This window comes from Streptomyces sp. PA03-5A (assembly GCF_033792725.1).
Lineage (GTDB): Bacteria > Actinomycetota > Actinomycetes > Streptomycetales > Streptomycetaceae > Actinacidiphila.
In genome coordinates this window covers 132,108-150,508 of sequence record NZ_JARAVL010000019.1, presented here as the reverse complement: position 1 = coordinate 150,508, position 18,401 = coordinate 132,108, and the positions used below count along the sequence as shown (strand labels likewise).

Genomic DNA, 18,401 nt, shown 5'->3' with positions numbered 1-18,401 from the left:
CTGTTCTCGTACCGCCTCCGGGCGGGCTCCACGTCGTGGACGGTAATCGGACGCCCCCGTCCGTTTGGGTAAAGTGAGACGGGTGACCGGCCAAGTGCCTCAGAAGCTGCGGTCCGACGCGATGGACAACCGCGACCGCATCCTCGACGCGGCCCGAGCGCTGTTCTCGGCCGGCGGCCTGGAGGTGCCGATGCGGGCGATCGCGCGGCGAGCCGGGGTGGGACCTGCCACCTTGTACCGGCGTTTCCCGACCAAGCAGATGCTGGTCGCCGAGGCCTTCGCGGACCAACTGCACGCATGTCGGGCCATCGTCGACGAGGGGTGCGCGGATCCCGATCCGTGGCGTGGCCTGTGCCTGGTGATCGAGAAGATCTGTGAGCTGCACGCACGCGATCGGGGCTTCACCGAAGCCTTCCTGTCGGCCTTCCCCGGGACACCGGATGCCGGGGGACGTGAGTACACGGTGAAGGCGGTCGCCGGACTGGCCCGGCGGGCCAAGGACGCGGGGCGCCTGCGGGCCGACTTCGTCCTGGACGACCTCATCCTCGTCCTGATGGCCAACAAGGGGATCCACACCGCATCGACCGCCACCCAGGTCGCGGCCTCCCGACGCTTCGCGGGGCTGGTGATCCAGGCCTTCGAAGCCCGCCCCCGGCACGCACCGCTCCCGCCGGCGGCGCGACTGGCCTTCGCGGCACCGGCCGACGGCTGACCGGGGACGAGCGGGGTCCACGCTCGACGTGATCGGACCGGAGCGCCCGGGAACGCCGGCGGGCGGGACCGCTGGCCGCGGTCCCGCCCGCCGGGTGCACTGCCGGGGCGTCAGCGCAGGCCGAAGGCCCGGGTGATCGTCTGCGAGACGGTGTTGCCCGCGTCGTCCCGGGCGGTGACCCGGAGCGTGGCGAAGCCCGCGGACTTCGGGGCGCGCAGGCCCGCCCGCCAGCCGCTACCGCTGCGGTCCAGGTCGGGGCGCTGCCAGGTCTTCCCGTCGTCGTAGGAGACCTCCAGCGAGGGCTTCCCGATGGCGGCGGTCGTACCGGGCAGGTGCGAGGCGGTCACCGTCAGCTTGGCGTGCCGGTCCGCCCGGCCGGCCCTGTCGGTGTCCACGCCGTAGTCGAGCTGGATCAGCGGCAGGGACACCGCCGACTCGGGCCCGGTGGCCGCGGAGGTGAAGTTCCACTCCGTCAGGGTGTGCGTCGAGTACGGGTGGGTCCAGGCCGCCCGGTCGTTGTCGACGACCAGCCGGTAGGGCAGCCGCTCGGGGGCGAGTCCGGTGATCGGCAGGTACTCGGCGTTGCCCCAGTTGAGCTGCTGGTCGCCCTGGTAGAGCGACATCCAGTCCTTGACGTCGTAGTTGCCGTAGGCCTCGCCGACGTGGCCGGAGCCGGAGTCGCCCCAGCCGGGTGCGGGGATGTAGACCCCGTCGAGGTAGCGCACCGGCTGGTAGCCGATGGGGCCCATCCGCGGGCGCTGGATCGGCCCGAACCAGCTGACCTCGGCCGTCTTCCCGGCCGGGTAGCGCAGCACGTCCATCGAGTGCTGCCCCGTCTCGCTCAGGATGAAGGCGTCGTCCAGCCAACTGGCGTCCGCGGTGACCCAGTCGGTCCGGTCGCCCTGGGCGGGAGCGGTGAGCTGGTTGCCGACCACCCAGCCGCGCCAGACGTCGGGGCGGAACTCCATCGCCTTGCCCTGGCGGTGGTTGCGGAACGAGACGTCCACCTTGCCCAGCTCGCGCTGCGTGACGCGCCAGGTCGGGTCCGCCGGTACCGCGCCGGACCAGTGGTGCACCACGTCGTAGACGTAGTCGGTGGTGGGGTTCGAGGTGACCTTCAGCTTGACCGGGCCGTGCCCGAGCGCTCCGATGAGGTCGGCGCCCTGGTCGGCGTCGAGGGTCGCCACCGTCAGCGGCGCCGGGCTCTCCGGGCTCCAGGGGCCCTCGTCCCAGGGCTGGAGCCGGCCGATGCCGTCGTTGACGACGACGAGCACCTGCGCGCCCGCCGCCGCCGCGGCTTCCGCCTGCGCCTGGATGCCGGACGGGTCACCGCCCCGCACGACCACGGCCTTGCCGCGGACGTTCGTGCGGGCCAGATCCGCGGCCGTGCCCTCACCGGCGTAGACCGCCGTGAGTGTCCGGGTGCCGGCCGGCAGTGGCTCGGCCCCGCGCTTGACCAGCGGGTCGGCGTAGGTCCTCGAGGCCGTGCCCACGGTCAGCGCCGGCTGCTCCAGGCGGAAGCGGGCACCGAACTCGAACTCGCCGTCGGTGACCTTCTTGCCGGTCGGAAGCGCCCAGATGCTGTCGTAGGTCTCGTTGGGCAGCATGGACGACTCGACCAGGCTGTCACCGAAGGACCGGTGGACGTCCAGGCGCGGTGCGACGGGGGTGGTCTGCTGCGGGGCACGCGCCAGGATCTGACGCATCTTGCGGCCGTCGAGGGTGACGGACCGGTCCTGGTCCAGCTGCACGTCGTTGAAGGCCAGCAGTGCCATGCCCAGGGAGTGCGGGCCGTTGGCGCCCTGTACGTCCGCGGTGAGCCAGCCGCTGTAGGTGCCGACGGGCAGCCGCGCGGTGCCGGTGCCGGACGCGTCGAGGTCGATCGTGGTGAAGAGGCCCTCGGCGGTGAGCATGACCCGGCCGGCCAGCGGCTTGCCCGACCGGTCCTTGGCGGTGATGGTCAGGGTCTGCCGCCGGCCTTCCTTGGCGGCGCCGATCAGCGTCTTGGCCCGGACCGCGCCGGTGCCGTCCGTGCCGGTGATCATGCCGCTGATCGACTGGTCGAGCGGCAGCCGGTCCAGGTCCGCGGTCAGGGAGACCGAGGCCGTGCCGTGCGCCGGGACGGTGACCTTGTCCTCGGAGAGGGTGAACAGCCCTGCCGGGGCCTTCGAGCCGATCGCCAGGTCCAGACTGACCGGCGCGTCGCCGGTGTTGGTGTACGTCACCTTCTGGACGTCGGTCTCACCCGGCTTCTGCGGCCAGGCGTAGAAGCCGGAGAATGCGCTGACGGTCGCGAAGACCGAGGTGTGGACGGCCGCCGGTGCGTCCAGCCGGCCGGCACCGGCCTCGTACGGGGAGTACGCGGGGGTGGCCTTGGTGCTGCTGACCAGCGCCTCCTTCAACTGCGGGCCGGTCCAGTCCGGGTGGGCGGCGGCCAGCAGCGCGGCGGCGCCGGCGACGTGCGGGGTCGCCATCGAGGTGCCGCTCATCGTGGTGTAGTAGCCCGAGCCCCGCTTGTAGTGGGAGCGGGCCGCCAGGATGTCGACGCCGGGCGCGGTGATCTCCGGCTTCAGCCCGGCGTCGCCGTCACGCGGACCGGTGCTGGAGAAGTCGGCGAGGTGGTCCGCGGAGTCCACGGCGCCTACGGTCAGCGCGGAGTCCGCGGCACCGGGGCTGCCGATGGTGTGCGGGCCGCTGTTGCCCGCCGCGATGACGAACAGCGCGCCGGTCTCGCGGCTGAGCCGGTCGACCGCCTGGCTCATGGGGTCGGTGTGGTCACCGCCGCCGCCCAGGCTCATGCTGATGATCCTGGCCTTCTGGTCCCGGGCGGCCCATTCCATGCCCGCGATGATCCAGGACTCCTGGCCGCTTCCCTCGCTGTTGAGCACCTTGCCGATGTCCAGGCGGACGCCGGGGGCGACGCCCCGCTCCTTGCCGTCGGAGGCGCTGCCGGTGCCGGCGATCGTCGAGGCGACGTGGGTGCCGTGGCCCTGGTAGTCGAGGGTGTCCTGCTCGTCGGGGATGAAGCTGGCGCTGGTGTCGATCCGGTCGACGAGGTCGGGGTGTTCGGCGTCGACTCCGGTGTCGAGCACCGCGACCTTGACGCCCTCGCCGGTGTTGCCCTCCGCCCAGACCTTGTCCGCGCCGATCTGGGCGGTCGAGTCGGCCAGATCGGCCTTCACCTTGCCGTCGAGCCAGACCTTGGCGACACCGCCCGCGAAGGCGGGCTTCGCGGACCGGGCCGCCGCACCGGCGCCGCCGGTCAGGGCCGACCAGAACGCCGGAGCCTGCTTGCGGTTCTGCGCGAGGGCCGCGCCCTGGATGCTGTCCAACCGGTGGACGTCGCTGGAGCCCGCCATCTTCGGCAGGGTCCGGGCCTTGGCCGCGGCGTCGGTGTAGCTCACGATGAGCGGCAGCCGGGAGGAGTGCGCGTCGTCGTAACCGTCGGCGATCAGCTGGGTGACGTTGAACAGCTGTTTGTCGAGCTTCCCGGCGCTGACGTAGGGCAGGACGGCGTCGGGGTACACGTAGGTGGCCCCGTCGACGACCGCGCGGTGGAAACCGGTGGTCGTGCCGTTCGCACCTTGGAAGGACCGGACGGTGGTGCCGTCGGGGGCGGTGCCGATCGTCACCTTGTCGCCGGTGATGAGGGTGACGGTGTGCGTGCCGCCGTTGCCGGGTGGCCGTTGTGCGGCGCCGGCGGCGGGCCCGCGACCGGCGGGGTCCGCGGATACGGCGGCCGTGGCCGGTATGACCCCGAGTGCCAGGGCGGCGACCACGCCGAGCGTGATCGCCCCGGACCTGGTCCGGGGGATGTGAAGCGTGGGCAAGGAAACTCCTCAAGCCATGTGAAGAGTGGACGGCCATTGATCTTCGAGGCGCCCCCGCCCCCGCTCAAGGGCCCCGGGGCGTCGCTCTTGTGCCATGGCACAGTTGTGTCATCACGAGGCCGCCCGAACGCCGTCGTATGCCGACAAGACCCGCTATGCCAGGGAGTTCGGGGACACGGCCGCGGGCAGCTTCGTGCGGTGCCGGATCCATCTGGTCCGGGCGCGCGGATGGCCGTGGACGTACGCGCAGGGGAGCGTCACCGGGCCCCTGCCACGTGCGGCGGAGCTTGGCGGCTCGTCAGGAATGCCCAGGGAGGGCGACGTTGGGGATCCCACCGGCGCGGGGCCTGCCGGCGATCTCCGGGCGTTCCCGGCTGCCGAAGTCGACTTGACCCCCCCAGGGCGACCGCGAGGTGCTCCGGCGTTCCCTGACGTGACCTCACCTACGCTGCCGAAGCTGCGCGTTGCCGCACCCGGACGGGCAACGGCGTCGCCGTCACCAGTCGCGGGCCGCCTCCAGGAGCCGTTCGCGTACGGCGGTGACCGGCGCGCGGGCAGGCGCGCCCGCGCGTCCGACCAGGAAGCCGGTGTTGATGGGCGGGTCCTCCGGCGTCAGCAACTCCACCAGCGCGCCGGACGCCAGCTCCGCCTCGCACAGGTAGCGGGGGAGCACCGTCGCACCCCCGCCCGCGACGACGGCGGCGAGCACCCCGCGCAGGTCCGGGACGACGACGGCGGGCCGGGCGGTCAGACGCGTACGGAAGACGTGGCGCCAGTAGCGGCGCAGGATGGGCAGGTCCTCGGCGTACGCCACCAGCGGGACCTCGCGCAGCGGGCCGGGGTCGTCGCAGGTGAGCCGCCCGATCCCGGCGGCCCATTCCGGCGTCGTCACCAGGACGAACTCCTCGTCCATCAGCGGGACGGCGGCCAGGGAGCGGCCGCGCGGCCGTACCGCCGACAGGACGAGGTCGAAGCGGCCTGCGTGCAGGCCTTCGAGCAGGTCCTCGGCGAGGCCGGTGGTGATGCGCAGCAGGACGCCCCGGGCCGCCAGTGGCGCGAGGACGGGCAGCGCCCGGACGGACACCATCTCCGCCGGCCCCGCCAGGTGCACCGGTTCCGGGGGCGCCTCCGGGTCCGGGCGACCGCGGCCGGCGACCTCGGCCAGCGCGTCCAGCGGCCCGGCGACCTGCCCGGCCAGTTCGTCGGCCACGGACGTGGCGGCCACCCCCCGCGGGAGCCGCTCGAAGAGCTGCCGGTCGAGCTGCTGCTCCAGCGCACGCACCTGCGCGGTCACGGTGGGCTGCGAGATGCGCAGCATCCGGGCGGCCGTGGTCAGGGAACGGGCCCGGTACACCGCGAGGAACGTGCGCAGCAGCCCCAGGTCCAAAGGCGCGCCGGGAGGCGGGGCGGCGGCCGTCCCGCCGTCGTCGGGGCGAGGTGCGTTCCCATCGGCATTCTGATGAGCCATGTCGAGGATCCTATTGGTTGGCTGATGGCTGTGCGCCTAGGGTCGGGAACGTTCCGCCGCCGGTCAACCTGCGGTCCCGCACATCCCGCTCCGGCCGTGTCCGGGCGGAGACCAGGAAGTACGCAGACATGGCAGAGATCCTTCTCGTGGTGACCGGCGCCGATCACCCGACGCTGGCCGACGGCACCGAGCACCCCACGGGCTTCTGGGCCGAAGAGCTCACGGCGCCCTACCGCGCCTTCACCGAGGCCGGCCACCGGGTGGCCGTGGCCACGCCGGGCGGCGTCGTCCCCACCGCCGACCCCGTCAGCCTCGCGCCCGAGCTCAACGGCGGTCCGGCGGGCGCCGCCGCCGCGACCGCGGCCCTGCGGGCCGTCACCGCACTGCACACCCCGCTGGTTCTGGCGGACGTCGACCCGGCCCGCTACGCCGCCGTCTTCTACGTGGGCGGCCACGGCCCGATGCAGGACCTCGCCGGGGACGCCGACTCCGCCCGGCTGCTGCGCACCGTCCTCGCGCAAAGCACCCCGCTGGCCGCGGTCTGCCACGGGGTGGCCGCCCTGCTTGCCGCCCGGGACTCCGACGGCGTGTCGCCGTTCGCCGGCTATCGCCTCACCGGCTTCAGCGCCGCCGAGGAGACGCAGACCGGGCTGGCCGACCGGCTGGAATGGCTGCTCCAGGACCGGCTCGTCGCGCTCGGCGCCGACTACTCGGCGGGCGAGCCCTGGGCCCCGCACGTCGTCGTCGACCGCGGCCTGCACACCGGGCAGAACCCGGCGTCCTCCGCCGCGCTGGCCGCCGCAGTGCTGAAGACCCTCGGCTGACCGGCGCGCCCACCCACGGAAAGACCCACGGAAAGACCCACGGAAGTACCCACCTCATGCGAACGCCTCCCGTGCTCCCGGTCACGGCGGACCCGGGCCGTGGCCTCGTCGCCGCCCTCGGTCTCGGCGCCATGATCGTCTCGATGATGCAGACCCTGGTGGTGCCGGTCCTCGGCACCGTCCAGCGGGACCTGCACGCCTCGGCCGCCGACGTCAGCTGGCTCGCCGACCGGTCCGGCCCCTCACCCCCAATCCCACTCCACCGGAGGGGACCCAGGTCGTCCCCGGAACAGAAAGGTGAACGACATGGCCACGATCCTCATCACCGGCGCCTCCGACGGGCTCGGCCGCGCCCTCGCGGAGGACCTCGCCGCCGACGGCGGGCACACCCTGCTGCTGCACGGCCGTGACCCCGGGCGCCTCGCCGAGGTGGCCGCGGCCACCGGCGGCGAGCCCCACCGGGCCGACGTTTCCTCCCTCGCCGAAGTCCGGCGCCTGGCCGCCGGCATCGCCGCCCGGCGCGACCGGCTGGACGTGCTCGTCAACAACGCCGGCGTCGGTTTCCACGCGGAGGGCACCCGGCGGCAGACCTCCGCCGACGGACACGAACTACGCCTCGCCGTCAACTACCTGGCACCGCTCGTGCTGACCCGGGAACTCCTCCCGCTGCTCCACCGCGCGGCACCCTCCCGGATCGTGAACGTCGCCTCCATCGGCCAGCAGCCGCTCGACCTCGACGACCCCGAACTCACCCGCGACTACAGCGACGTCGCCGCCTACTGCCGCTCCAAGCTGGCGCTCATCCGCCACAGCCTCGACCTCGCCGATGAACTCTCCGGCACCGGCATCACCGTCAACAGCGTCCACCCGGCGACCTTCATGCCCACCGCCATGTCCCGGCGCTCGGGGATGGACGTCGTCGACTCCCTGGAGCAGGGCGTCGCCGCCACGCGGCGCCTGGTCGACGCTCCCGCGCTGGCGGGCGTCACAGGCCGGTACTTCGAGGGCGAGAAGGAAGCCCGGGCGGCCGCCGAGGCCTACGACACGGAGTACCGCCGGCGCCTCGCCGCGGTGACCGCGTCGCTGCTCTGACCCGGCGGGGCGGCCGTGCGACCCCGTTCCCTCCGGTTCCGGGTCGAGCACCCCGCGCGGACCGGCTCAATAGCGCAGTCTGGCCTTCGGTCCGTCGATGTGAAGGAAGCAGTTGCGCCAGACACGCAGCGGAGCCTCGCGGCCGTCCGCGTGCTCGAGGATGAGTTCCAGTTCCTGCAACGGCTTGACGGCGGCGACGAATCGACTCCCGTCGGGGTCCTCGCCCGTGACGGCAGCGGCCAACGCCTCGAAGCGTGGCCTGACGGCCTCCCAACCCGCCTCCGGGGCGAAGCGGAGCAGGAGGAACGGCATGTCGCAGCCGTAATCGGTGAGCTTGCCTATGACGGTGTCCCCTTGTACCAACCGCCACGTCATCTTGGCCCCCCTGTCCGCGGCGAGCGCATTCCTTGTGATCTTAGTGCCCGGATGTCCTGAGTCCGGGTGCCCACGGCACGTGGTTTCGACGCCCGCCCCACGGGCACGCGCCGGTTGAGAGGCCGTGGAGGTGCCGAGATGAGCGCCGGAGAGAAAGCCAAGGCGAAGATGGAACAGGTCGTGGGGAAGACCGTGCGGAAGGCGGCCCACGCGGTGCACAAGGAAACGCTCGCGGCCAAGGGCGCCGCCCTCGAATCGCGCGGCAGGATGCGGGGCACGAAGGAGAGGACCAAGGACGTCTTCAAGCACTGACGACCAGCCCTACGAAGCCGTCGAGCGGAGGCCGGAGCCCGGTCGTGCCGTCCGGCCGGACGTGGGCGGCACGGTCCCGCCCACTTCACGGCGGAGATCGCGAGGCCGTTCCCGTCGTGTTGTTCGAGGGCGGCTCCGCGATCACCCCTCAGCAGTGCCTGGACCGGCTCCCGCGCCGAGGTACGCCCGCCGCGTCAGGACGGCTCGGCGGGGTGCTCCGGATCGTGGGCGGCCGCAAGGAAACGTTCCCTGTCGACGACGGCACGGTCGATCTCGCCCGTCGCGACGAGCCGGCCCCAGTCGTCGACCGCCCGCACCCGGAAGGTGAGCCGCCGGCCGGTGGGGGAGGGCGGAGGCTCGGCGAAGACGTCGACCTTGCCGCCGACCGGTGTGGCGCGGACGTGGTCGATCCGCAGTGCCGTCCCCACCGTCGTCTGTCCCGCCGCCGTGAAGGGCGTCGCGGCGTGCACCGTCTCCGCCTCCAGCCAGGCGACGAGCTGCGGCGTGGCCAGGACGGGTACGTCGCCGCTGCCCACCGTCGTCGCGGTGTCGGCATCGGTCACCTCGTAGCGCATGCCACCAACGCTAGGCCGTGTTGTCAAATGCCCGCCTGCTCGGCGACGCCTGGTACGGCACTCCCCCAGCCTTCGGCCGGGGGTGCCCCCACGCTGCGTTGTCGAATCGTCCGAGTAACCCACTACGAGGACGACTCTCCGCCTTGCGATGCACCGCACCAGACGCCGCCGAGCCCGCCCTCCGGGCGGCCGGCGCTCATTTGACGACACGGCCTAGTACCGTCACCGCCCTGCTCCGCGGCAGCCACGTCCGGTCGGACCTCCGACTCGACGCCGGGCGGGCGACTAGCGGCCCGCGGACCCCGCGGAGTCCAGCCACCGGGCCAGGACCGCCGCCTCGCTGTGGTCGACGTCCTTGGTGGCGGTGAGCAAGGTGACCTTGTCGTGGGCGGCGAGGTCGCGCAGGTGCTCGACGGCCGGCCGGTGATCGGGGTCCCCCAGTTCGGCGATGTACCGTTCGCGGAACTCGGGGAAGCGTTCCGTGTCGTGGTGGTACCAGTGACGGAGGTCGGCCGACGGTGCCACGTCGCGGAGCCACTCGTCGAGGTGGGCCCGCTCCTTGCTCACGCCCCGTGGCCACAGCCGGTCGACGAGGACGCGTTTGCCCTCCTGGGACGAGGCGTCCTCGTAGATCCTGCGGTAACCGAACCGTCCGGCCATGGCCGTCGTCACCTTCTCCGGTCGCGGTACCCCCGCGATCTTCACTCTATCGGCGGTGCCGCGCCGCGGCCCGTCCGGAAGGGAGGGGGCCTCGGCCGGGCTCAGCCTGTCCGGTCCAGTTGCTGCTCCGACCAGATGATCTTCCCGAGTTCCGTCGGCCGGCTGCCCCAGCGCGAGGACAACTGCGCCACCAGGAAGAGTCCGCGGCCGCCCTCGTCGAAGGTGCGCGCCCGGCGCAGGTGAGGAGCGGCGTTGCTCCCGTCGGTGACCTCGCAGATCAGCGAACGGTCCCTGATGAGCCGCAGGTGGATCGGGGCGCGTCCGTGCCGCAGGGCGTTGGTGACCAGCTCGCTGACGATGAGCCCGGTGGCGAAGGCCCTGTCCTCCAGCCCCCAGGCGGCGAGTTTCGCGGTCGTCTCCTCGCGTACCGCCGCGACGGCCGAAGGATCGGCCGGCACGTCCCAGTGGGCGACGTCGGCCGCCTCCAGCGCGCGGGGCCGCGCGACGAGCAGCGCGGCGTCGTCGCTGCCGTCCCCGGGCAGCAGGGCGCCCATGATGTCGTCGCAGACCGCCGTGATCGAGGACGTGGCCGCGGTGAGGGACGCCTGGAGCCTGGCGATCCCCGCGTCGAGGTCCTGGTGCCGGGATTTGACCAGCCCGTCGGTGAACAGGACGAGCAGGCAGTCCTCGGGCAGGGTGACCTCGGCCGACTCGAACGGGAGCCCCCCGAGGCCCAGCGGAGGTCCCTCCGGGAGTCCCACCCGGCGGCTCGTGCCGTCCGGCAGCACCAGCAGCGGTTCCACGTGGGCCGCCCGGGCCATCCGGCACCGGCGCGAGACGGGGTCGTACACCGCGTAGAGGAGCGACGCCCCGACCTCCGGATCGGGGGCGTTGGCCTCCGTCTCCTGGTCCAGCCGGTTCACGATGTCGTCGAGGCGGGTGAGCAGCTCCTCCGGGGGGAGGTCGATGTCCGCGAGGGTACGCACGACCGAGCGCAGGCGTCCCATCGTCGCGGCCGCACGCACCCCGTGCCCGACGACGTCGCCCATGACCAGGGCGACGCGTGCGCCGGACAGCGGGATCACGTCGAACCAGTCGCCGCCCACCCCCGCGGCGAGGTCGGCGGGCCGGTAGCCGTAGGCGGCGTCGACCGCGTTCTGGGCGGGCGGTTCCCTGGGCAGCAGGCTCTGCTGCAGCGTCAGGGCGGTACTGTGCTCGCGCTGGAAATTGCGGGCGTTGTCGACCGAGATGGCGGTCGTGGCGGCCAGTTCCTCGGCGAGCAGCAGGTCGTCGGAGTCGAACGCCGTTCCGCGGCGCAGGAACGTCACCACCCCCAGCGTGCCGCCCCGGGCCGTCAGCGGCACGCAGATGGCCCCTCCGCGCGCGTCCCGTTCGAAGCCGCCCTCCCGCCCGGCCCAGGCCGCGGCCTCGTGCGGCAGGTCGACCCGTACGGCCCTGCGCTCGGACAGGGCACGACCGGGCAGGGACCGGCGGTCCACCACGTGCCAGGAGGGTGAGGCAGGGGGCAGCGCGCGGCCGCTCGCCGCCACGAGCCGGACCTCCACCGGGTCGCGGGAGGCCGCACCGCCGGCTCCGAGCGTCCGGGGCAGCAGATGCACCATGGCGACGTCGGCGAGGTCGGGCACCGCGAGCTCGGTGAGCTCCTGGGCCGTGCTTCCCACGTCGAGGGAGAGCCCGATGCTGCGGCGGGCGTCGTTGAGGAGGATCAGGCGCCGGCGGGCCCAGAATTCCGCGGAGTTGTCGCGTGCCATGGAGCACAGGCCCACCACGGTGCCGTCCTCGTCCCGGAGGGGGTCGATGTGGAGGGCCCATTCATGGGGCCGCTTCTCCCCGGGAACCTGCTCGTGGGTGACGACGTACTGCGTCGTTCCGGTGTCGCGGGCGCGGCGGAGCGCTTCCTCGACGGCGTAGTGCTGGCTGTCGGGGGTGAGGATTTCCGTGAGCCGGTGCCCCCGCATGCGGTCGACGCCGGCGTTGAACAGCCGGCAGGTGCGTTCGTTCGCCCACAGCAGGCGCAGTCCGGGCGACCACACGACGATGGCGGCGGACGACTGGGACCAAGCCCGCTCCAGCATGCCGCCGGCGCGGACGTCGTCCGCCGCCGGTCCGGACGGCCCGCTGACGAACCACACGGTGGAGCTGCCGTCGGCGGACGCCGGACGGATCAGCACGTCCACCTCCACGGGACGGCCCGCCTTGTCCCGGAGCACCGCCCGCTCCTCCCAGTGGCGGCCGGCCAGGCCGATCGCCAGGGTCTGGCGCGCGTCGTCGTCGGCGAGGTCCAGCGCGGGCCGGCCGATCACCTCGTCCCTGCGGTAACCGAGGATGCTCTCGGCCCCCGCGCTCCAGCCGTCGACGCGGCCCTCGGGGTCGACGGAGATGACCGCCCCCCGGTGCGCTGCCGGACTCCGGTGTGTGCCCCCCGATTCCGCTCCGTGCATCTGCAGATCGTCTCGTGCATGGCCGTGGGCAACGAGGCTCGCCTCCTCAGGGGGAGAACCGCTGCGCTGGGCGCCGGATTCCCCTGTGCTCGTGACGGGCCCGGGGCCGGGCCCGGGATCAGGCCTGGCCGGCGGCGGTGCGGGTGTCGCCGTGGGCCTGCTCGATGCGCCGGGCGGCCTCCTCGGCGGTGGCGCCGGTCAGCAGCATCACGATGGCCGTCTTGGCGTGGCCGCCCGCGGCGCTCAGGGCTTCTGCGGCGATGTCGGGGTCGGCGCCGGTGGCCTGCACGACCATGCGCCGGGCGCGGTCGACGAGCTTGTTGTTGGTGGCGCGCACGTCGACCATGAGGTTCCCGTAGACCTTGCCGAGCCTGACCATCGCGGCCGTGGAGAGCATGTTGCAGACCATCTTCTCCGCGGTGCCGCCCTTGAGCCGGGTGGAGCCGGTGAGGATCTCCGGGCCGGTGGGCACCTCGATCGGGACGTCGGCGTAGCGGCTGACGAGGGCGTCGCGGTTGCAGGCCACGGAGACGGTGACGGCGCCCCGCGTCGCGGCGTGCTTGAGGCCGCCGATGACGTACGGGGTGCGACCGCTCGCGGCGAGGCCGACGACGGTGTCCCGGTCGCCGACGCCGATCTCGTCCAGGTCGGCGATCGCCCTGGCGGGCTCGTCCTCGGCACCCTCGACGGCGACGATGAACGCGCCGGGGCCGCCGGAGAGCAGGCCCACGACCTGCTCGGGCGCGGTGCCGAAGGTCGGCGGGCACTCGACGGCGTCGAGCAGGCCGATGCGGCCGCTGGTGCCGGCACCGAGGTAGATCAGGCGGCCGCCGCGGCGCAGGGACTCGGTGATGGCCTCGACGGCGGTGCCGATCTCGGGGAGGGCCTCGCGGACGGCGAGGGCGACGGTCTGGTCCTCGGCGTTCATCACGGACAGGAGTTCGGAGACCGGCATGCGGTCCAGTTCGGCGGTCCGCTCGTTGCGGGTCTCGGTGCCGAGTGTGCTGAGGTCCACGGCGCGGTCGTCCTTTCGGTGGTGCTGGTGGTGCTGGGGTGTGGTGCGGGGCCGGCGGTCAGTCGTCCGCCGGGGTGCGGCGCTGGGGCTGCGGGCGCCTGCGGCGTTGCACGGCCCCGTAGGTCTTCTGCAGCGCCGCGGTCGTGGCGTCGTAGGAGCGCTGGGCGACGCCGACGAACAGGCAGTCGATCACAGCGAGTTGGGCGATCCGGCTGACGGTCGCGCCGGACCGGAAAGGGGTCTCGCGGGCGCAGGTGGCGAGCACCAGGTCGGCGCCGTCGGCCAGGGTGGAGCCCGGGACGTTGGTGAGGGCGATCGTGGTGGCGCCGCGTTCGGCGGCCGCCTGCAGGGGCTCGACGGTGTCCTCGGTCTCCCCGGAGTGGGAGATGGCCAGGGCCACGTCGCCGGGGCCGAGCAGGGCGGCCGCGGTCAGGGCCGCGTGGCGGTCGGTCCAGATGAACGCCATGTGGCCGATGCGGTGCAGCTTCTGGTGCAGGTCCTGGCCGACGAAGGCGCTGGCGCCGACGCCGAAGATGTCCACGCGCCGGGCGCCGGCGACGGCGTCGACGGCGCGGCCGAGCGCCTCGATGTCGAGTCCGGCCCCGGAGTCCTCCAGGGCGCGGACCTCGTTGTAGACGATCTTGTGGACGATCTGTTCGAGGGTGTCCGTGGCGCTGATGTCGGTGCCCGGGGTCGGGCGCTCGCCGCCGAGCGCGTGCTCGCGGGCGGCGGCCGCGGCCAGCGCGAGCCGCAGTTGCGGGTAGTTGCCCAGTTTCATCGTCCGGCAGAACCGCATGACCGTGGCGACCGAGGTGGTGGCCCGTTCGGCGAGGGCGCTGATGGACAGCTCCGCCGCCTGTGCCGGATCGGCCAGGACGGCCTCGGCCACCCGTCGTTCGGAGGGCGCCAGGCCCGGCAGGGCCGCGCGGATGCGCGCCAGGGTGTCGCCGCCGGTGGCGGACTCCTGGGCCGGCTGCGCGGAGGTGCGGGTCGGGTCCTGGGAGGCCATGGATGGGTTCCCTCCTGAGTGGGTGGCGTCAGCGTAACCACGCCCCGTCGGTCGCGTCAAAAATTTACGTGATGCATTTCGTGAAGTTACTTATTGACATACGGACGTCTGCCTTCCGATACTCGCTGCACCGCGATCCGCGCCGGTCACCACCCACCGTGACCACCCGACGTGCCGGATCCCGTACGACACAAGGGCGTGCCGCATGACAGCAGCAGTGGCTGTGGACCTGGGGAAGACGGGCTGCCGTGCCGTGCTCACCGGCACGGACGGCACCGTCGGACCCGTCCACGAGGTTCCGGGGGCCCCGGGACTCGCTGCCGAGGGCGGCGTCGACGCGGCGCGCGCCGCCGTGCGCGCCGCCGTCCTGCCGCTGATCGAGGGGTACGCCCCGGGCCGGCTCGCCGCCGTCTGCGTCGGCGCCGCCGGAGCGGCCGCGGCCCCGGAGGCCGCCCGCACCCTGGCCGAACTGCTCCTCCAGGACCTGCCCGCGGACGAGGTCGCCGTCACCAGTGACGCCGTCACCGCCCACGCGGGCGCCCTGGGCGGCCGTACGGGCGTGGTGCTGGCCATCGGCACCGGCTCCGTCGCCATCGGCATCGGCGAGGACGGCTCGTACGCCCGCGTCGAGGGCTGGGGCCCGTGGCTCGGCGACGAGGGCAGCGGCGCGTGGATCGGGGTGACCGGCCTGCGGGCCGCACTCCGCGCCCACGACGGACGCGGCCCGGACACCGCGCTGCTGGCCGCCGCCACCCGGCGCTTCGGCGACCCGGACGCGCTGCCCGCGGCCCTCGCGGCCGGCGGCAACCCCGCCCGGACCGCGGCCTCCTTCGCCCCGGACGTGTCCCACGCCGCCGCATCGGGTGACGCCGTCGCCGGGGTGATCGTCCGGGACGCGGCCACCGCACTGGGCGAGGCCGTGCTCGCGGCCGCCGCCCGGATCACCGGGGAGGTCCTGCCCGTCACCGTCACCGGCGGGCTGACCGGCCTCGGCGAACCGCTCATGGCGCCGCTGCGCGCGATGCTCGAGGGCTCCGCGCCACCGCTGAGTCCGCGGCCCCCGCTCGGGGACCCGCTGGACGGCGCGCGCCTGCTGGCACGGGACGCCACCGTGCCGCACGAACCCCACGTCGTCCGAGTCCGCCGGACGACGTCACCCACTGTCCCCACCACGCCGGTGATCCCGCCGGCCGCTGCTTAGGAGCGAGCGTGCGCCAACTCGACCTCGTCGTGATCGTCGTCTATCTGATCGCCATCGCCTGGATCGGACTGCGACTGGCCGGAAGGCAGAAAACGGCGAAGGACTACTTCGTCGGCGAAGGGCACATGCCCTGGTGGACCGTCTCCTTCTCCGTGGTGGCCACCGAGACCAGCGTGCTGACCGTCATCAGCGTGCCCGGCGGCGCCTACAGCGGGCAGGGCTTCGGCAACGTCGAACTCGCCCTCGGCTACGTCATCGGCCGCGTGGTCGTCGCCACCGTGCTGATCCCCCTGTACAAGCGCGGCGGGTTCGTCAGCGCCTACCAGTACCTGGGCAGCAGATTCGGATTGAAGCTGCAAGGACTCGCCTCGGTGACCTTCGTCTTCACCCGCCTCCTCGCCGAGGGCGTCCGCCTGTTCGCCTCCGCGATCCCGATCAAGCTGCTGCTCGACGAGTTCGGCGTGCACGCCGGTTACCGCCTGATCATCATCGTCCTCACGGTGATCACCGTCGTCTACACCTACCTCGGCGGCATCAAGGCGGTCATCTGGACCGACGCCATCCAGATGGGCCTGTACCTGGGCGGTGCCATCCTGGCCATCGCCGTGCTCTCCGGCCACGTCGGCGGCAGCGGCTTCTCCGACGCCCTGCACTCGGGCCACTTCAAGCTGTTCGACACCAACTTCGACCTGGCGCACGTCCTCACCAGCCCGTTCGCTCTGCCGACCGCGATCATCGGCGGCGCCATCTTCGCGATGGCCAGCCACGGTTCCGACCAGCTGATCGTCCAGCGCGTCCTGGCCACCCGCTCGCTGCGCGACGGCCAGAAGGCCATGATCGCCTCCGGTGTCTTCGTCACCCTCCAGTTCGCCGCCTTCTCGCTCGTCGGCGCGCTGCTGTGGTCGTACAACAAGGGCAAGAGCTTCTCCGAGCTGGGCCTGCACAGCTCCGACAACCTCTACCCGAACTTCATCCTGCACGGGCTGCCCGTGGTGATCTCCGGCCTGCTCGTGGCCGGCATCCTCGGCGCTGCGATGGGCTCGCTGTCCTCGGCCCTGAACTCCATGTCCAACTCGACGGTCGCCGACATCATCCACAGCTTCTTCCGCAGCACCCCGTCGGAGGAGTCGCTGCTCAAGCTCGCCCGGGTGATGACGCTGGTGTGGGCCGTGCTGATGGCCGTCTTCGCCTGCGCCTTCAGCACCAGCACCGGCAACGTCTACCTGACCGGCCTGACCATCGCGGGCTACACCTACGGCGCGCTGCTCGGCGCCTTCCTGCTCGGCCGGATCATCAGGCGCGCCAACGAGGTCGACGCCGTCGTCGCGTTCCTCGTCACGGTCGGCGTGATGACCTACATCGTGCGCTCGGTGAAGATCGACGTCACCGTGGCGGGCGCGACGGTGCCGACCGCCATCGCCGCCCAGTGGCTGGTGCCGATCGGCGTGCTGATCACCCTGGTCATCGGCGGTGTGATGAGCCTGTTCCACAAGGCCCCCGAGGTCCGCGAGGTGCGTGAGGTCGAGCTGACCGACGGCGGTCCCGAGTCCGGTTCCGGCTCCGGTCGTGTCGCGGCGGGCGCCGGCCTCGAGTGAGGACCCCCGGGGTGGGGGCCGTCGACGGGCGGCCCCCACCCCGGGCACCGCACGACCGCCCCGGACACCACAGTTGGGAGAAAGCCATGCGCGTGATCGGCCTGATGTCGGGCACCTCGTACGACGCCATCGAGGCGGCCGCCGCCGACCTCACCCTGGACGGCGAGACCCTGCTCATGCGGCCGCTCGGTCATCTGTCGGTGCCCTACGCCGACGACCTGCGGGACCTGATCAGCGCGACCCTGCCGCCCGCGGCGACGACCACCCAGGCCGTGTGCGCGCTGGACACCGGCATCGGCCAGGCCTTCGCCGACGCCGCGGCACGCGCGCTCGACGAGCTGTGCGCGGGCGCCGCCGACCTCGTCGTGTCCCACGGCCAGACGATGCACCACTGGGTCGAGGACGGCACCGTCCGCGGCACCCTGCAACTGGGCCAGCCGGCCTGGATCGCCGAGGCCACCGGGCTGCCGGTCGTGTCCGACCTGCGCAGCAGGGACGTGGCCGCGGGCGGCCAGGGCGCCCCGCTGGTCGGGATGACCGACACCCTGCTGCTGCGCGGGCTGCCGGGAGTGCCCGCCGCGCTCAACCTCGGCGGCATCGCCAACATCACCGTCGTCGCCCCCGGCGCCGAGCCCCTGGCCTTCGACACCGGCCCCGCCAACGCCCTGCTGGACGCGGCCGTACGCCACTTCACCGGCGGCGCCGCCGCCTACGACGAGGACGGCCGCCGCGCCGCGGCCGGACGCACCGACCCCGACCTGCTCAAGGTCCTCCTCGACGACCCCTACTACCGCAGGCCCGCACCGAAGAGCACCGGCAAGGAACTCTTCCACCTGCCGTACCTGCAGCGGGCCCTGACCGCCGTGCCCGCGCCCGGCACCGACGACGTCCTCGCCACCCTGACCAGGCTCACCGCCGTCACGGTCGCCGACGCCTGCCGGGCGCACGGGGTCACCAGCCTGGTCGTGTCCGGCGGAGGCGCCCGCAACCCGGTGCTGATGCGCATGATCGCCGAGGAACTGCCCGGCGTGACCCTGCGGCCCAGCGACGACCTGGGCCTGCCCTCCGACGCCAAGGAGGCCCTCGCCTTCGCCGTGCTCGGCTTCCTCACCGTCCACGGCCTGCCCGGCACCCTCACCTCGGGCACCGGCGCCCGCCGCGCCACGGTGCTGGGCAGCATCACCCCCGGCCTGGCCCCGCTGCGCCTGCCCGAACCCGCCGCACAGCCGCCCCGCCTGCTGCGGATCACCGACCCCGCCCACTGACCGTCC

15 protein-coding genes are annotated in these 18,401 nt (G+C 73.1%); 7 read left to right on the top strand and 8 right to left on the bottom strand.

All coding sequences use genetic code 11. The features are described 5' to 3' along the window. Window positions 1-121: 121 nt before the first annotated feature. Complete coding sequence (locus PV410_RS24265; protein WP_500327700.1) at window positions 122-712, top strand: TetR/AcrR family transcriptional regulator; 591 nt, start codon at window positions 122-124, stop codon at window positions 710-712. A 110-nt stretch (window positions 713-822) separates the two neighbouring features. Here PV410_RS24265 and PV410_RS24260 read toward each other — a convergent pair whose 3' ends face one another. Next, complete coding sequence (locus PV410_RS24260) at window positions 823-4,542, bottom strand: S8 family serine peptidase (protein WP_500327627.1); 3,720 nt, start codon at window positions 4,540-4,542, stop codon at window positions 823-825. Window positions 4,543-5,038: 496 nt separating this feature from the next. After that, a complete protein-coding gene (locus tag PV410_RS24255) occupies window positions 5,039-6,010 on the bottom strand; it encodes a LysR family transcriptional regulator (protein WP_500327625.1) in 972 nt (323 codons plus the stop codon). A gap of 128 nt (window positions 6,011-6,138) precedes the next feature. On the opposite strand from PV410_RS24255, the gene PV410_RS24250 reads away from it, so the two are divergent. Both PV410_RS24250 and PV410_RS24245 read left to right on the top strand, forming a co-directional pair. Further along, window positions 6,139-6,834, top strand: a complete 696-nt coding sequence (locus PV410_RS24250) for a type 1 glutamine amidotransferase domain-containing protein (protein ID WP_500327624.1) — start codon at window positions 6,139-6,141, stop codon at window positions 6,832-6,834. Window positions 6,835-7,140: 306 nt separating this feature from the next. Then, window positions 7,141-7,926, top strand: a complete 786-nt coding sequence (locus PV410_RS24245; RefSeq protein WP_500327623.1) for an SDR family NAD(P)-dependent oxidoreductase — start codon at window positions 7,141-7,143, stop codon at window positions 7,924-7,926. Between the two features lie 66 nt (window positions 7,927-7,992). Here PV410_RS24245 and PV410_RS24240 read toward each other — a convergent pair whose 3' ends face one another. Then, the gene (locus tag PV410_RS24240) at window positions 7,993-8,301 is read right to left on the bottom strand and encodes a hypothetical protein (RefSeq protein WP_500327621.1); all 309 of its coding nucleotides are present in this window, start codon (window positions 8,299-8,301) and stop codon (window positions 7,993-7,995) included. Between the two features lie 138 nt (window positions 8,302-8,439). On the opposite strand from PV410_RS24240, the gene PV410_RS24235 reads away from it, so the two are divergent. Continuing rightward, window positions 8,440-8,613, top strand: a complete 174-nt coding sequence (locus PV410_RS24235; RefSeq protein WP_500327619.1) for a hypothetical protein — start codon at window positions 8,440-8,442, stop codon at window positions 8,611-8,613. Window positions 8,614-8,807: 194 nt separating this feature from the next. Here the strand turns inward: PV410_RS24235 and PV410_RS24230 are convergent, their stop codons facing one another. The 5 genes from PV410_RS24230 to PV410_RS24210 all read right to left on the bottom strand — a co-directional run bounded on the left by PV410_RS24230 (window position 8,808) and on the right by PV410_RS24210 (window position 14,334). Continuing rightward, window positions 8,808-9,188, bottom strand: a complete 381-nt coding sequence (locus PV410_RS24230) for a thioesterase family protein (protein WP_500327617.1) — start codon at window positions 9,186-9,188, stop codon at window positions 8,808-8,810. 285 nt (window positions 9,189-9,473) lie between these two features. Beyond that, complete coding sequence (locus PV410_RS24225; protein ID WP_500327616.1) at window positions 9,474-9,848, bottom strand: DUF488 domain-containing protein; 375 nt, start codon at window positions 9,846-9,848, stop codon at window positions 9,474-9,476. Between the two features lie 101 nt (window positions 9,849-9,949). Next, window positions 9,950-12,310: a SpoIIE family protein phosphatase gene (locus PV410_RS24220; protein ID WP_500327615.1), complete on the bottom strand. Its 2,361-nt coding sequence runs from the start codon at window positions 12,308-12,310 to the stop codon at window positions 9,950-9,952. Window positions 12,311-12,428: 118 nt separating this feature from the next. Continuing rightward, window positions 12,429-13,325, bottom strand: coding sequence for an N-acetylmuramic acid 6-phosphate etherase (gene murQ / locus PV410_RS24215; RefSeq protein WP_500327614.1), 897 nt, complete (start codon window positions 13,323-13,325; stop codon window positions 12,429-12,431). Window positions 13,326-13,383: 58 nt separating this feature from the next. Further along, on the bottom strand, window positions 13,384-14,334 hold the full coding sequence (locus PV410_RS24210) for a MurR/RpiR family transcriptional regulator (protein ID WP_500327613.1): 951 nt from the start codon (window positions 14,332-14,334) through the stop codon (window positions 13,384-13,386). A 205-nt stretch (window positions 14,335-14,539) separates the two neighbouring features. Between PV410_RS24210 and PV410_RS24205 the strand changes: the two genes are divergently transcribed. From PV410_RS24205 to PV410_RS24195, 3 genes are all read left to right on the top strand, one after another. Further along, on the top strand, window positions 14,540-15,535 hold the full coding sequence (locus tag PV410_RS24205; RefSeq protein WP_500327612.1) for an N-acetylglucosamine kinase: 996 nt from the start codon (window positions 14,540-14,542) through the stop codon (window positions 15,533-15,535). Between the two features lie 8 nt (window positions 15,536-15,543). After that, window positions 15,544-17,130, top strand: a complete 1,587-nt coding sequence (locus PV410_RS24200) for a sodium:solute symporter (protein ID WP_500327611.1) — start codon at window positions 15,544-15,546, stop codon at window positions 17,128-17,130. Window positions 17,131-17,216: 86 nt separating this feature from the next. Then, window positions 17,217-18,395: an anhydro-N-acetylmuramic acid kinase gene (locus PV410_RS24195; RefSeq protein WP_500327610.1), complete on the top strand. Its 1,179-nt coding sequence runs from the start codon at window positions 17,217-17,219 to the stop codon at window positions 18,393-18,395. Window positions 18,396-18,401 lie beyond the last annotated feature (6 nt).

Bases quoted from the DNA above. Each gene is read 5' to 3' on its own strand.
- PV410_RS24205 (WP_500327612.1), top strand. From the start codon at position 14,540: ATGACAGCAGCAGTGGCTGTGGACCTGGGGAAGACGGGCTGCCGTGCC.
- PV410_RS24255 (WP_500327625.1), bottom strand. From the start codon at position 6,010: ATGGCTCATCAGAATGCCGATGGGAACGCACCTCGCCCCGACGACGGC.
- PV410_RS24235 (WP_500327619.1), top strand. From the start codon at position 8,440: ATGAGCGCCGGAGAGAAAGCCAAGGCGAAGATGGAACAGGTCGTGGGG.
- PV410_RS24210 (WP_500327613.1), bottom strand. From the start codon at position 14,334: ATGGCCTCCCAGGACCCGACCCGCACCTCCGCGCAGCCGGCCCAGGAG.
- PV410_RS24225 (WP_500327616.1), bottom strand. From the start codon at position 9,848: ATGGCCGGACGGTTCGGTTACCGCAGGATCTACGAGGACGCCTCGTCC.
- PV410_RS24250 (WP_500327624.1), top strand. From the start codon at position 6,139: ATGGCAGAGATCCTTCTCGTGGTGACCGGCGCCGATCACCCGACGCTG.
- PV410_RS24240 (WP_500327621.1), bottom strand. From the start codon at position 8,301: ATGACGTGGCGGTTGGTACAAGGGGACACCGTCATAGGCAAGCTCACC.
- PV410_RS24220 (WP_500327615.1), bottom strand. From the start codon at position 12,310: ATGCACGGAGCGGAATCGGGGGGCACACACCGGAGTCCGGCAGCGCAC.
- PV410_RS24230 (WP_500327617.1), bottom strand. From the start codon at position 9,188: ATGCGCTACGAGGTGACCGATGCCGACACCGCGACGACGGTGGGCAGC.
- PV410_RS24245 (WP_500327623.1), top strand. From the start codon at position 7,141: ATGGCCACGATCCTCATCACCGGCGCCTCCGACGGGCTCGGCCGCGCC.
- PV410_RS24265 (WP_500327700.1), top strand. From the start codon at position 122: ATGGACAACCGCGACCGCATCCTCGACGCGGCCCGAGCGCTGTTCTCG.
- PV410_RS24195 (WP_500327610.1), top strand. From the start codon at position 17,217: ATGCGCGTGATCGGCCTGATGTCGGGCACCTCGTACGACGCCATCGAG.